Consider the following 12,991-nt stretch of genomic DNA (forward strand, 5'->3'; position numbering starts at 1 on the left):
GGGGTGATCCAGTCAGGCAACGATAGTCCTCGCCGACGAATGCGCCACCACCGTTTGGCTTTATTACCCCCGAATTGATCCGGGGTATTTTTTTTCAGCCCAGCTAAGATTTACAGATGGTGAACCTTATCCCCGGATACCCGGTCGATACATGCAACCTGACTTGGTTTGCCGACACCCCCGATTGAAGGGGTGATAACAGGCTTGCTTCACTTTCTGGAGAATACTCCCGTGATATCGACCCTACACATCGCCAGGCTCAAAGCATGGGGCGCCCATGGCTTTACCGCCACCGGCGTGGTCACTGCCTTCCTCGCAACCCTCGCCCTGCTGGAAAACCAGGCGACAAACTGCCTGCTGTGGCTGGGCGTCGCCCTGATCGTCGATGGGCTGGATGGCGCGTTGGCACGCAAGGTCAATGTCCAGTCGGTATTGCCAAGTTTCGATGGCTCGATCCTCGATCTGGTCATCGACTACCTGACGTACGTGTTTATCCCCGCCCTGTTCATTTATCGTTACATCCCCTTGCCGGACTACACGCTGCTGCTGTCCGTCTCGCTGATTCTGGTCTCGTCGCTGTTTTGTTTCTGCAACGTCAACATGAAGAGCAAAGACAACTACTTCCAGGGCTTCCCCGCCGCCTGGAACGTGGTTGCCCTGTGCCTGTACATCATCGCTCCGCCGCCGTGGATCACTTTTCTCGCGATCATCGGCCTGGCGCTGTTGACCGTGACCCGGATGAAGTTCCTCCACCCGTTCCGCGTGCGCAAGTTCATGCCGATCAACATTGCCGTGACGGCGATCTGGCTGCTGTGCAGCTTGTCGCTGGTGGTCAACCATCCAGTGATCAACCCGCTGGTAATGGGGCTTTGGCTGCTGATGTCGGCTTACTTCCTGGGGATTTGCATCTGGCGCACGGCGCTGGAGTGGTTCGAAAGCTCGCGGTAATAAAGGAAGGTAGAGCATGCCCATCCATATCGTGCGCCTCGGTTCACCGCGCGCAGCCAATGAAGGCCTGCGCCTGGGCACGGTGCGGCGTCCGCCGCGTGGCGTGCCGAAAGCCGAGTTCGCCAGCCGTGATTTTTATGACGTATGGCAGCCGTTGCTGTCTCCCAGCGCCGAGCTGGTCGCAGAAGCCAAAGCGGCGGAAGACGACAAGGCGTGGGAAGTGTTCAAGCGCAAGTTCAAGAGCGAAATGAACCACCCAGCGCCCAGTCAGTTGCTCGATTTGCTGGCGGCGTTGTCCCATCAAACGTCACTGGCCATTGGCTGTTATTGCGAAGAGGAAGCGCATTGCCATCGTTCGGTATTGCGGGAGTTGTTAGAGGCGCGAGGTGCTCAGCTCAACTAGTCGCTCGCTACGGCGACATTGACCGTTCAAGATCGACTTAGGATTTTGGCAAAGACACAAGGATTGGGGTCTTCAAATGAATAACCAGATTCGACTCGCTACCCCTGACGATGCGGCAGCCATCAGCCAGATCATCATTCAATCACTGCGCCAGTCCAATGCTCGGGACTACCCGCCCGACGTCATCACCCAGGTAGAGAAAAGCTTTTCTCCCGAGGCCATCCTCGCCCTGTTAAACCAACGCCAGGTCTTTGTCGCCACCCACGATAAGCGTGTAGTCGCCACGGCCAGTCTTGATCAAGACGTTGTACGCAGCGTATTCGTAGACCCAGACCATCAGGGCCGCGGACTCGGCAGGCAGTTGATGGCGACCCTTCAATCGGTCGCCCAAGCCGCAAATATCGAGGTACTGCGCGTCCCCTCTTCCATCACCGCCGAAACCTTTTACTTCAAGCTGGGTTATCGAAAAATCCGCGACGAGTTTCACGGGGCCGAGCGTACGATCATCATGGAGCGGCGTTTGCCGACGTCAGTTCAACGGGGCTGACATTCAAATCAAGTAGGAGTCGATCGATGCGCATCGCCTTGCTGTCAGACATCCATTTGTCCGTCAACGCGTTACCTTTTCCCGATGTGGATGCTGACATTGTCGTTCTCGCCGGAGACATTTCCCGTCCGGCTGCGGCCATTGAGTGGGCCAAATCGTGCCCTCTTCCGATCGTGTACGTGGCTGGGAATCACGAGTTTTATGGCAGTGACCTGATTTCTACCTACGAACAGTTGAACAGGTTGTCGCAAGGGACACGGATCCACGTATTGGAACGTTCGGAGCATGTCCACGACGGCGTGCGGTTTTTGGGTTGCACCCTTTGGTCCGACTATCGTCTTTTCGATTCTGCAGAAGATCGGGCACGGGGTGTTGATCTGGCTACGAAGCTTATGCGGGACTACACCCACATAAAAATCTCGCCCGATTTTCCAGACCTGTTCACTCCGGCAGTTTCACAACTGGTTTTTTTGCAGACAGTCGCCTGGCTGGAAGACTGCTTCACCCGCGACAGAACGACGCCCACGGTGGTGGTTTCGCATTTCGCACCGACACGGTTGAGCATAAGCCCGCTATTCGAGAATTCACCGATCAACGCGAGTTTTGTTTCAGACCTCGAAGAACGGATCAACGTCTGGCAGCCGGCGCTTTGGCTGCATGGCCATACCCATGGAAGCTTTGACTATGCGGTGGGCAAAACCCGGGTCATTTGCAATCCCCGGGGTTATGCAAAAAATGGCGTTAATGAAAACCCGCAATTCAATGATTCATACGTAATTGACCTGGATGTCTGAGGCAACACGGCCCTGCTTCCTGCACGCCGGATCGAGAAAGCCGAGCAAGGCCTGCCGGGTGTCATGCAACGCCGCCGGGTGTTCCATATCGAGGAAATGCCCGGTGTTCCTGATGGTGTAAAAGCTGGCCTGAGGGGCGTGATCAGCAAAAATCCGGGCGTCTTCTACCGAGGTGTACTCATCCCATTCGCCGTTGACAAACAGCAGCGGGATTTCAATGGCATTGGCACAGGCGACATAGCAATGAGTGTTTTGAGTCAGCACCTCATTGACGTGGAAATGCATCTGCCGGTACTCGTGCTCGGCCAGGCTGCTGACATGGCGGTCATTAAAGCGTTTGAACAGTGATGGCAGGTGCTTGCCGATCGTGCTGTTGATCAAGCGACTGACATTGAGGCGGTCACACGCCTGGAGATGGTTCAGGCCGCGCTCCAGGTAATCGCGCATCGGCGCATTGACCCGTGCTGCGAATGAACCGATCACCGCTTTCTCGATACGTCGCGGCTGCTGGGCCAGCGCCAGCAAGGTCGCCGCACCGCCCCAGGAAAAGGACAGCACATGGTGTGCACAAAAGTGTTCGATCAACTCCAGCAGTATCGCTGCCTCGTCTTCCTTTCGGATCGGTTCGCCGTGGAGGTTGTGTTGCTTCGACTGACCGGCGTAGGGCTGGTCGTAAAGGACCACGTTGAATCGTGGTTGCAGGTAACGCACCGTTTGGGCAAAGGATGCTGTTGTTGCCAGTGAGCCGTTGACCAGAATGATGGTCTTGTTAGCGGCTGTGTTGAGATAGTGCTCGGTATGAACCTTGTACTTCCCGCAGATCTCGACGATGGCAGTTTTCGGCATCATGTAACTTTTCCTTGTACCAATTTGAGCTAAGCGCACAGCATGACGGTGCCCGTACGGCCTCCGTGACTACATAGTCACAGACTGACCACTGATTCAGAGTTAAGCAGGGATTTCCCCGTCTGCAAGAACCCAGACGCGTTAGTTCGGATGCCGTCGCGCCGGCACTGGACAAAAAAAAGCCGAAGTCCCTAAAGGCTTCGGCTGTTTTTTTCGATCTGTTTTCGAAAGGCAGTGGCTGTCATCAATCGCTAGATGGTCGATTGCACGACTGCCGTTTGCCGCCCCTTGAACGCCAACGAAAAACAGAAAAATACTGCCAACGCGAACCCGGCCGGGAACAGCCAGATGCTTTTCCAGTCATGGCTGCCCGCCAACGCGTAATGATCGGTCACCTGCCCTGCAACCCAGAAGCCGATCAGCATGCCCAGGCCGTAGGTCGCCAGGGTAATCAGGCCCTGGGCGGAGCTTCTGAAGTGTTCCGACGCTTTGGCATCGGTGTAGATCTGGCCCGAGACGAAGAAGAAGTCGTAGCAGATGCCGTGTAGGGCGATACCGGTGAACAGCATAAAGGCCAGGTCGCCATTGTTACCGTAGGCGAACAACAGGTAGCGCAAGGCCCACGCCAGCATTCCCACCAGGAGCGCGATTTTGATGCCGAAGCGCTGAATGAACAGCGGCAGGAGCAGCATGAACAGCACTTCCGAGACCTGACCGATGGCCATTTTCGCGGTGGGGTTGGTCATGCCGATGTCCGCCAGGAACGGATTGGCATTCTGGTAATAAAACGCCAGTGGAATGCAGATCAAAATGGAAGCAATGAAGAACACCAGGTAGCTGCGGTCCTTGAGCAAGCCCAAGGCATCCAGCCCGAGCATTTGCTTGAGGCCGCCGCTGCCGGACTCTGGCTTCAGAGGTGCAGTGCGCGGCAAGGTGAAGCTGTAAAGGCCCAGCACCAGAGACGCCATCGCCGACATCAGAAAGGTATTGCGCAACCCGCCTGTTGAAATCGCGGCTTGAGAGTCCCAGGCAAACACAAAACTGATCACCACACCGGCCACAATCCAACCAACGGTGCCCCACACGCGGATGCGCGAAAACTCCAGGGCCGGGTCGCTCATCTGCCGGAACGCGACCGAATTGACCAATGCCAGGGTCGGCATGTAGATCATCATGTAGGCCAGTACGAACGGATAAAACGTGCTGAAATCCGGCGCTCGATAAAGCTGATACAGCAATACCGCGCCTACCAGGTGCAGCACGGCGAGGATGCGTTCGGCATTGAAGAAACGGTCAGCGATCAAACCGATCACAAACGGCGCGATGATCGCACCCCAGGACTGGGTCGAGAACGCCATGCCGATCTGCCCGCCGCTGGCGCCCAGATCACTGGCGAGGAAGGTACCGAGGGTGACGAACCATCCACCCCAGATAAAGAATTGCAGGAACATCATGGCGCTTAATCGCGCGGTCATCAGGGTCATAACAGTCACCGACTTATTGTTTTTGTTTTTGGAGAAGAGCAACGAACAGCGTTTTATTCAGGCAGCGGGCAAACCCAGCAGGCGGCGATTGAAACCTTCGTCGGACGTCACGCTGGCGAAGTCGTCGAAGGCCTTTTGTGTCTTGGTAATCATGTGCTGCTCGATGAACGCCGCTCCTTGCGCGGCCCCCTGTGCCGAATCCTTCAAGCAACACTCCCACTCCAGCACGGCCCAACCGGCAAAGTCGTATTGGGTCAGTTTGCTGAAGATCGATTTGAAATCGATCTGGCCATCGCCCAGAGAACGGAAGCGGCCAGGTCGGTCGACCCATGCCTGATAGCCGCCGTAGACCCCCGAACGGGCATCGGGCCGGAACTCGGCGTCCTTGACGTGGAACATGCGGATGCGGTCGTGGTAGCGATCGATGAACCCCAGGTAGTCCATTTGCTGCAGCAGCAGATGACTGGGGTCATACAGAATGGCGGCGCGTGGATGATGATCGACCGCCTCCAGGAAACGCTCAAACGAGGCGCCGTCGTGCAGGTCTTCGCCGGGGTGGATCTCGTAGCACAGGTCGACGCCGGCCTCTTCGAAACACTCGAGGATCGGCAACCAGCGCTTGGCCAGTTCTGCAAAACCCTGTTCGACCAAACCGCTCGGCCGCTGCGGCCAAGGGTAGAGATACGGCCAGAGCAACGCGCCGGAAAAGGTTGCATGGGCCTTCAATCCCAACCGCTGACTGGCGCGGGCCGCCAGCTTCAATTGGTCGATGGCCCATTCGGTCCGCGCCTGCGGCTGACCGCGCACATGCGCCGGCGCAAAGTCATCGAACAAGGCATCGAACGCCGGATGCACCGCGACCAGTTGGCCTTGCAAGTGCGTCGACAGCTCACTGATTTCGACGCCCGCCTGAGCACAGGTGGCTTTCAATTCGTCGCAATAATCCTGACTGTCGGCGGCGCGCGCCAGGTCGATGTATTGCGTGCCCAACGTGGGTAACTGAATGGCCTTGTACCCTTGGGACGCCGCCCAACGAGCAATATTGGCCAACGTATCGAATGGTGCTTCAGCGGACATGAACTGCGCCAGGAAAATGCCTGGACCACGCAAGCCCGTCGAGGGTTGGGATGTAGGATTCACGGGGGAATTCTCCAGGTTCATGGATGGCAGACCAGTTCGGTCCACTTGTTGTCGCCACGATGGTTGGCGATCACGGTTTCGATGAAAGCCATGCCGCGCAATCCCACTTCGATGCCCGGCACACCGGGGGCCTCATTGCCTTTGAGGTTGCTGCGGATCGCGCTGGCGAAGTCGCCGTAGAGGTTGGCCATGGCCTCCAGATAACCTTCGGGATGTCCGGCGGGCAGACGCATGCGTCGGTTCGCGGCTTCGCACAACCAGGGTTGACCGACACCGGAACGCAGGGTGCGCAAGGGTTGATCGATGGCGCGATGAATCAGGCTCGACGGTTCTTCCTGACGCCACTCCAGCCCGCCCTTGTCGCCGTAGATGCGGATCTTCAACGGATTCTCTTCGCCAGCGCAGACCTGGCTGGCGATCAATACACCGCTCGCGCCGTCGGCCATCTTGAACAGCATCGCCGCGTCGTCGTCCAGTTGCCGGCTTGCAAGGTGCGTATTCAACATCGCACACAGGTGCTTGATCGGTTGGTCTGCGACGAATTCGGCCAATGAAAAGGCATGGGTGCCAATATCGCCAATGCAGCCGCCCAACCCTGACTGTTCGGGCAGATCGCGCCAGCCCGCCTGCTTGTTGCCCTGCCCGGCCACATCCTGACTGAGCCAGCCCTGGGGATACTCGACGATCACCTTGCGCACCGTGCCGATCACGCCGTCGCGGACCATTTGCCGAGCCTGCCAGACCATCGGATAACCGAGGTAGGTGTGAGCCAATCCATAGAGGCGATCGCTGCTCTCCAGCAGTTTCTTGAGAGGTAACAGCTCGGACAGATTCAGCGCCGCGGGTTTCTCGCTGAACACATGAAACCCTGCACTCAGCGCCCGAGTGGCAATCGGCGCGTGCAGGTGATTAGGGGTGACGATGACGAGCAGTTCCATGCGCCGATCGGCGGGCAGTGCGCCCTCGGCATCGAGCATCTGCTGCCAGTCGCTGTAGCAGCGCGAAGCGGACAATCCCAGCGCCGCGCCTGTAGCCTGGTTGTTGCGGGCGTCTCGGCTGAACACACCGCACACCAATTCAAAACGACCATCGAGCCCGGCGGCCTGACGATGAGCCTTGCCAATGAAGGCACCCTCGCCGCCTCCGACAAAGCCCATTCTTATTTTTGCCACTGGAACGTTCATCGCGACTTTTCTCTGTTTGAGGCACTACACATCTTTTTGGCCCCCCGTAGCAGCTGCCGAACCTGCGAGGCTGCGTTCGACTGCGAAGCAGTCGTCAAATCAGTTTGCGGGCGCTTTCAGGCAAACCGCGTATGCAGGCCTGGCGAGGACTTCGTCCTCGAACGCAGCCTCGCAGGCTCGGCAGCTGCTACAGACTTAGCCTTATGTAGATACCTATGCTGTTTGGACACTTAAACTCCGTGGCGATGTAACCGGTTACATCGCCACGGAAATTTAGGCCCTGTTGCGCGAGGTGTCAAACCCCGGATTAATATCGACGAACATTTCAGGGCACGCTCGACTTGCGCTAAGCTCGCCAGCCGCACAGTTCGACAACGAGGTGGTCTTGTCCAATATCCGTGAAGTCGCCCGGCTTGCCGGCGTCTCGGTGGCCACGGTCTCCAGAACGCTGAAATCGCCTGAGCGCGTGCTCCCCGACACGCGGGACAAGGTCAACGCCGCCGTGGAAAAGGCCGGTTATCGGCCGAACCTGATGGCGGTGCAGTTTCGCTCACGCAGGACGGGCAACCTGGTGATTCTGGTCCCGGCCATCGCCAACACGTTTTTCGCCCGGGTGATCAGCGGTGCCCAACAGGCTGCCCAGGCCGCCGGGTACCGACTGCTGCTGTGCGACACCCAGGGTCGTGAGGAAATCGAACGGGAATTCGCCGAGCTGGTGTACGCCCATCAGGCCGATGGCGTGATTCAACTGCGCGCCTACGACCCTTTTGAAGCGACCTTCCCCAGCGCCGAGTTACCGCCCATCGTCAACGCCTGTGAGGTGATTCAAGGCGGCCGCCATCCCACGATCAGCCTCGACAACCGCGCAGCAGCCAAGGCCATGACCGAGCATTTGATAGAACTGGGCCACCGCCGGATTGGTCTGATCAAGGGCCCGAAAAGCAGCCCGCTGACCCGCGATCGTGTGGCCGGTTATCAAGACGCCTTGCGCCAGGCCGGCATCGCCTCCGATGCCTCTCTGATCTGCCACGGGGATTTCAGTTTGAAGGCCGGTCATGACGGTGCAGCAGCGATGCTGGAGCTGGCCGACCGTCCCACCGCGCTCTTTTGCGAAAACGACGAAATGGCCATCGGCGCGTTGAAGCGCATCAAGCAGCAAGGCTTGCGGGTACCCGAAGATATTTCACTGGTAGGCTTCGACGACATTCCCTTCGCGGCGTATTGCGATCCCCCCCTGACGACCATCGCGCAACCCGCCGAAGTCTTCGGCCAGAAAGCCGTCGAAATGCTGATTGCCTTGATTGAGAAGAAACCGATTGCGCAACGTCATGTGGTATTGCCGTTTGAACTGACGTTGCGCAATAGCACGGCAAGGGTCAACGAGCGCTGAACGATTCAGCCCCTCGGCGGGATGAGAGGCTGGGGGGGCAACTTGCCGCCCCCCATTGCTACTTGACCAGGCGCTTTTCCTTGGAAGGCCTGTAGCCGAAGTAAGAGCTGTAACACTTGCTGAAATGGCTGGGCGATACAAAACCACAAGCCACCAATACGTCCACCTGGGACAGTTCGGTGTGCTGGAGCAGTCGACGCGCCTCGGTAATCCGCAATTCCATGTAATACCGTTGCGGCGTCGTGCCCAGTTGCTCCTTGAACAAGCGCTCGAGTTGACGACGCGAACGGCCGGCGTAAACCGCCAGTTGCTCCAGTTCCAGAGGCTCTTCGAGGTTGGCATCCATCAGCTTCACCACCTCGCGTAATGGCGCGCTCACACAGATATTTTCAGTCGGTTTTATGCGCCGATAACGCGACTCCTCGAAAGCCAGGATGTCTTCAATCCCCTCGACAAGGGCTTTGTCGTGCAAGCTTTTGATCCAGTCCAGCGCCATGTGGAACGCCCCGGAAGGACTGGAGGCCGTGAGCCGGTCTCGATCGATGACGTAGGGTTCACTGGTGACATGCGTCGCCTTGGAGATTTCCGCGAGCGCGGGGCGATGTTCGGGGTGAATCGCGCAGCGATATCCGTCAAGCAAGCCTGCCCTCCCCAGGAACCATGCGCCATTCCACAACCCGGCCAGAATGACGCCCTGGTCTGATGCGGCCCTCAACAGGGAGATGAGTTCATCCGTCGCTTTGAGTTCTGTCCTGTAGCCGCCGCAAATGACCAGCAGGTCCAGCTCCTGGATCGTTGAGCCAACGAAATGGCCATCCGGGCGAATGACCAGGCCCAGGTCACTGATGACTTCCTCATCGGTCAAGCCGAACGTTCGGGAAGAGAACAGCCCGGGTCGCAGAAGATTCGCGGTGACAATCGTATCCAGTGCTTGCGTGAATGCGGGCAGCGAGAAATGCTCAAGCAGCAGAAATCCTGCCCTGACCACCTGAGTCTTCTCGTTGGGGTTCTCATTCAGATAGCGGAGATTTTTCCCCTTCATGCCTCCGCTGAATTGACGTCGCTCGATCAATGTTCGGCCTGCTCGGTTACGTTACCCAACCTGTCGTTGAGTGCGTTGATAAACCTCAATGCTAACTGTAGAGGTTTCAAAACCACTAGCGCCATTTTGCGCCTAAACGATAGCGGGATACCCATCGACACTATCGGGCCAACGGGTCAACACCTCGAAGCCGTCGTCAGTGACCGCGACCATATGTTCCCACTGAGCCGAGAGGGAGTGGTCCTTGGTGACCACGGTCCAGCCATCCGCCAGGGTTTTCACATGGCGTTTGCCAGCGTTCAACATGGGTTCAATGGTGAAGATCATGCCGGCTTTCAGTTTCAGGCCCTGGCCTGGGAAGCCGTAGTGAAGGACCTGCGGCTCATCGTGATAAATCTTGCCGATACCGTGGCCGCAGTACTCGCGCACGACGCTGAACCCGTCTCTTTCAGCCACCTTCTGAATGGCATGGCCAATGTCACCCAGCGTCGCGCCGGGGCGGACGACGCGAATACCGGCACACATCGCTTCATAGGTCGTCTCTGCCAGACGTCGAGCTTGCAGGCTGGGCTCGCCCACGAAGTACATGCGGCTGGTGTCGCCGTACCAACCCTCCTTGATCACGGCAATGTCGATATTGACGATGTCGCCATCCTTGAGTGGCGTGGCCGAAGGAATGCCATGGCAGACCACTTGGTTGACCGATGCGCACACGGTTTTCGGGAACCCGTGATAGCCGACATTGCCTGGAATGGCTTTCTGCACGTTGACGATGTAATCGTGACAGAGCCGGTCAAGTTCGTCGGTGGTGACCCCCGCTTTGACATGCGGAGCAATCATGGCCAGGACCTCGGCGGCCAGCGTGCCCGCCACACGAGACATGGCTATTTCTGCCGGGGTATTGAGTTTTACATTGGCCTTCATGGCTTGGCTCCTGATGCTGCATCAACCTGGGCGTTTTGCGAAAAATCGGCGAGTGCGCACAGCTGTTTCACATCGAGACCGCCCGCCAGTTCGGCACGAATCAGCACACGGCAGATGTCGCTGTGGTCCAGGTTTGGATGCAACTCCGCAAGCATCCCGATGCGCATCCAGTGCTCGGCCTGGGCGTTGATCGAGCGACTCAACGCATCGCTGGCGACGCGCAGATTCTCGTGCATGGCTTCTGAAATTTTTACGATACCCACTGATCAATCCAATATGAAATGTATATGAACCGTATATTAATCGCTCATCGTGTGAAATTGCAATTTCACGACTGACCGCCACGCCAGAAGCGCACGACGGCATAAGAAGTAACTGGTTGACAAGCAGTCCGACTTCAATAGCTGAGGGAATGAAGTGCTGAGCAATCATCGTTTGTACGCCTACTCGATGATGCTCAGAATTCGTGGCGCAGACGTTAGCCGTTGTTCTTCCAATTGATCGAGTCCGTACCTGTCAGAAAGAGCGCGATTCCCCCCTTCACACCGCACCATTCGACTCAGGAGATAACAATGAGTAAAACCATTTCTCGTCGTAGCGGAGGTCAGATATTGGTGGATGCCTTACGCATCCATGGCGTCAAAAGAGCGTTTTGTGTTCCGGGAGAAAGCTACCTCGCGGTGCTCGATGCATTGCATGACGTGCAAGAAGAAATCGATCTGGTGGTGTGCCGCCAGGAAGGTGGGGCGGCCTATATGGCAGAAGCCTACGGCAAGCTCACTGGCGAGCCCGGCATCTGCTTCGTGACCCGAGGCCCGGGGGCAACGAACGCTTCGGTTGGCGTTCACACCGCGTTCCAGGATTCATCGCCGATGATTCTGTTCATTGGCCAGGTTGCTCGCGATCAGCAGTATCGCGAAGCCTTTCAGGAAGTTGATTTTCGCCAGATGTTTGGCCCCTTGGCGAAATGGGTCGTGCAAATAGACGACACCCGCAGAATTCCCGAACTGATCAGCCAGGCGTTCCACCGAGCGGTCAATGGCAGGCCTGGGCCTGTAGTGGTCGCCCTGCCGGAAGACATGCTGACCGAAATGGCGGAAGTCAGTGATGCCGGGCCTTTCAAACGCGTATTGATGACCCCGGCAGCCGAGCAAATGGCCGCCATGCAGCAATTGCTTGAACGCTCAGAGCGGCCATTGATGGTGCTGGGTGGCAGCGGTTGGGACACCCAGTCGGTGCACGACATCCAGCTGTTTGCTGAACAGCAGAACATCCCGGTTGCCGCCTCCTTTCGCTGCCAGGACCTGTTCGACAATCGACACCCGAACTATGTCGGTGATCTTGGTTTCGCCGCGTCAGCGCAGCTGTCCTCAGCGATAAAAAACGCCGACCTGCTGTTGGTCGTGGGCTCCAGAATGGGTGAGGTTTCAACGGGCGGGTATGCGATCCTGGACATCCCGGTACCGAAGCAAACCTTGATCCATGTTCACCAAGGCATCGAGGAACTGGGACGGGTTTACCAACCTGCGTTAGCGATCAACAGCAGCCTGTCGACCTTTGCCCAATCAGCCGCAAAACTTCCTGCGGTGACCAGCCCGGTAAAGAGTGAATGGACGCGCACCCTGAACAAAAACTACCGCGAAAACCTGCAACACTCGCCCTCCCCTGGCGATGTGCAAATGGCCGAAATCATTGAATGGTTGAATCGCAGACTTCCAGACGATGCAATCCTGACCAATGGCGCCGGCAACTACGCTGTCTGGCTTCAGCGTTTCTATCAGTTCCGCCAGTACCGCACTCAGTTAGGCCCTACCAATGGCTCCATGGGCTACGGCGTTCCTGCTGCGGTGGCGGCCAAACTGACGTGCCCGGATCGGGTGGTGGTTTCATTTTCCGGAGATGGCTGTTTCTTGATGAACGGTCAGGAGATAGCGACAGCAGCGCAATATGGCGCCCATGTGGTTTTCATTGTGATCAACAACGGAATGTACGGAACCATCCGAATGCACCAGGAGCGCAATTACCCTGGACGCGTGTCAGGCACTGAACTGCTCAACCCGGATTTCGCCGCACTGGCCCAAGCCTATGGGCTGCATGGCGAGGTAGTCACCGCCACGTCGGAGTTTGCCCCAGCGTTTGAACGCTGCCTTGGCATGTCCCGGCCATCCTTGATTGAGGTCAGGGTCGACCCTGAAGCCTTGACCCCTCGACTCAGCCTGACTCAGATCAGAGAACAATCAAGCAAGAAGTAACCCGTTTCTTGGGTTTTGGGCGCCTGACTCACGATTG

General features: G+C 57.5%; 13 protein-coding genes. 6 read left to right on the forward strand and 7 right to left on the reverse strand.

Annotated elements, in window-relative coordinates:
• The first annotated feature begins 231 nt into the window (after positions 1 to 231).
• The 4 genes from pcsA to BLW70_RS22820 all read left to right on the forward strand — a co-directional run bounded on the left by pcsA (position 232) and on the right by BLW70_RS22820 (position 2,692).
• Positions 232 to 948, forward strand: coding sequence for a phosphatidylcholine synthase (gene pcsA / locus BLW70_RS22805; protein ID WP_074877828.1), 717 nt, complete (start codon positions 232 to 234; stop codon positions 946 to 948).
• Between the two features lie 16 nt (positions 949 to 964).
• Complete coding sequence (locus tag BLW70_RS22810; protein ID WP_074877830.1) at positions 965 to 1,351, forward strand: DUF488 domain-containing protein; 387 nt, start codon at positions 965 to 967, stop codon at positions 1,349 to 1,351.
• A gap of 76 nt (positions 1,352 to 1,427) precedes the next feature.
• Complete coding sequence (locus BLW70_RS22815) at positions 1,428 to 1,898, forward strand: GNAT family N-acetyltransferase (protein WP_074877832.1); 471 nt, start codon at positions 1,428 to 1,430, stop codon at positions 1,896 to 1,898.
• Between the two features lie 26 nt (positions 1,899 to 1,924).
• Entirely contained in the window at positions 1,925 to 2,692 is a 768-nt protein-coding gene (locus BLW70_RS22820; RefSeq protein WP_074877834.1) for a metallophosphoesterase, read from the forward strand.
• Here BLW70_RS22820 and BLW70_RS22825 read toward each other — a convergent pair.
• From BLW70_RS22825 to BLW70_RS22840, 4 genes are all read right to left on the reverse strand, one after another.
• Positions 2,666 to 3,541, reverse strand: coding sequence for an alpha/beta fold hydrolase (locus BLW70_RS22825; RefSeq protein WP_074877836.1), 876 nt, complete (start codon positions 3,539 to 3,541; stop codon positions 2,666 to 2,668). The genes BLW70_RS22820 and BLW70_RS22825 overlap by 27 nt on opposite strands.
• A gap of 248 nt (positions 3,542 to 3,789) precedes the next feature.
• On the reverse strand, positions 3,790 to 5,022 hold the full coding sequence (locus BLW70_RS22830; RefSeq protein ID WP_074877837.1) for a nucleoside permease: 1,233 nt from the start codon (positions 5,020 to 5,022) through the stop codon (positions 3,790 to 3,792).
• Positions 5,023 to 5,079: 57 nt separating this feature from the next.
• A complete protein-coding gene (locus tag BLW70_RS22835; RefSeq protein ID WP_074877839.1) occupies positions 5,080 to 6,183 on the reverse strand; it encodes a sugar phosphate isomerase/epimerase family protein in 1,104 nt (367 codons plus the stop codon).
• Positions 6,180 to 7,346: a Gfo/Idh/MocA family protein gene (locus BLW70_RS22840; protein ID WP_074877841.1), complete on the reverse strand. Its 1,167-nt coding sequence runs from the start codon at positions 7,344 to 7,346 to the stop codon at positions 6,180 to 6,182. The genes BLW70_RS22835 and BLW70_RS22840 overlap by 4 nt, the downstream gene beginning before the upstream one ends.
• Before the next feature lie 385 nt (positions 7,347 to 7,731).
• On the opposite strand from BLW70_RS22840, the gene BLW70_RS22845 reads away from it, so the two are divergent.
• A complete protein-coding gene (locus BLW70_RS22845) occupies positions 7,732 to 8,736 on the forward strand; it encodes a LacI family DNA-binding transcriptional regulator (RefSeq protein ID WP_074877843.1) in 1,005 nt (334 codons plus the stop codon).
• Positions 8,737 to 8,794: 58 nt separating this feature from the next.
• On the opposite strand, the gene BLW70_RS22850 is transcribed toward BLW70_RS22845, so the two are convergent.
• The 3 genes from BLW70_RS22850 to BLW70_RS22860 all read right to left on the reverse strand — a co-directional run bounded on the left by BLW70_RS22850 (position 8,795) and on the right by BLW70_RS22860 (position 10,965).
• On the reverse strand, positions 8,795 to 9,808 hold the full coding sequence (locus BLW70_RS22850) for a GlxA family transcriptional regulator (protein WP_174553774.1): 1,014 nt from the start codon (positions 9,806 to 9,808) through the stop codon (positions 8,795 to 8,797).
• A gap of 102 nt (positions 9,809 to 9,910) precedes the next feature.
• Entirely contained in the window at positions 9,911 to 10,702 is a 792-nt protein-coding gene (gene map, locus BLW70_RS22855; protein ID WP_074877847.1) for a type I methionyl aminopeptidase, read from the reverse strand.
• On the reverse strand, positions 10,699 to 10,965 hold the full coding sequence (locus BLW70_RS22860) for a ParD-like family protein (RefSeq protein ID WP_074877849.1): 267 nt from the start codon (positions 10,963 to 10,965) through the stop codon (positions 10,699 to 10,701). Before BLW70_RS22860 ends, map begins: the two co-directional genes overlap by 4 nt.
• 309 nt (positions 10,966 to 11,274) lie before the next feature.
• Between BLW70_RS22860 and BLW70_RS22865 the strand changes: the two genes are divergently transcribed.
• Positions 11,275 to 12,954 (forward strand): thiamine pyrophosphate-binding protein, encoded by a 1,680-nt coding sequence (locus tag BLW70_RS22865; protein WP_074877851.1) that lies wholly within the window; start codon positions 11,275 to 11,277, stop codon positions 12,952 to 12,954.
• The last annotated feature ends 37 nt before the right edge of the window (positions 12,955 to 12,991 follow it).

The organism is Pseudomonas frederiksbergensis (assembly GCF_900105495.1).
GTDB classification, from domain to species: domain Bacteria; phylum Pseudomonadota; class Gammaproteobacteria; order Pseudomonadales; family Pseudomonadaceae; genus Aquipseudomonas; species Aquipseudomonas frederiksbergensis.

What these genes read in the sequence shown, in the direction of transcription:
- BLW70_RS22820 (WP_074877834.1), top strand. Translation starts at nt 1,925, where the DNA reads ATGCGCATCGCCTTGCTGTCAGACATCCATTTGTCCGTCAACGCGTTA.
- BLW70_RS22830 (WP_074877837.1), bottom strand. Translation starts at nt 5,022, where the DNA reads ATGACCCTGATGACCGCGCGATTAAGCGCCATGATGTTCCTGCAATTC.
- BLW70_RS22840 (WP_074877841.1), bottom strand. Translation starts at nt 7,346, where the DNA reads ATGAACGTTCCAGTGGCAAAAATAAGAATGGGCTTTGTCGGAGGCGGC.
- BLW70_RS22865 (WP_074877851.1), top strand. Translation starts at nt 11,275, where the DNA reads ATGAGTAAAACCATTTCTCGTCGTAGCGGAGGTCAGATATTGGTGGAT.
- BLW70_RS22835 (WP_074877839.1), bottom strand. Translation starts at nt 6,183, where the DNA reads ATGAACCTGGAGAATTCCCCCGTGAATCCTACATCCCAACCCTCGACG.
- BLW70_RS22810 (WP_074877830.1), top strand. Translation starts at nt 965, where the DNA reads ATGCCCATCCATATCGTGCGCCTCGGTTCACCGCGCGCAGCCAATGAA.
- BLW70_RS22825 (WP_074877836.1), bottom strand. Translation starts at nt 3,541, where the DNA reads ATGATGCCGAAAACTGCCATCGTCGAGATCTGCGGGAAGTACAAGGTT.
- BLW70_RS22815 (WP_074877832.1), top strand. Translation starts at nt 1,428, where the DNA reads ATGAATAACCAGATTCGACTCGCTACCCCTGACGATGCGGCAGCCATC.
- map (WP_074877847.1), bottom strand. Translation starts at nt 10,702, where the DNA reads ATGAAGGCCAATGTAAAACTCAATACCCCGGCAGAAATAGCCATGTCT.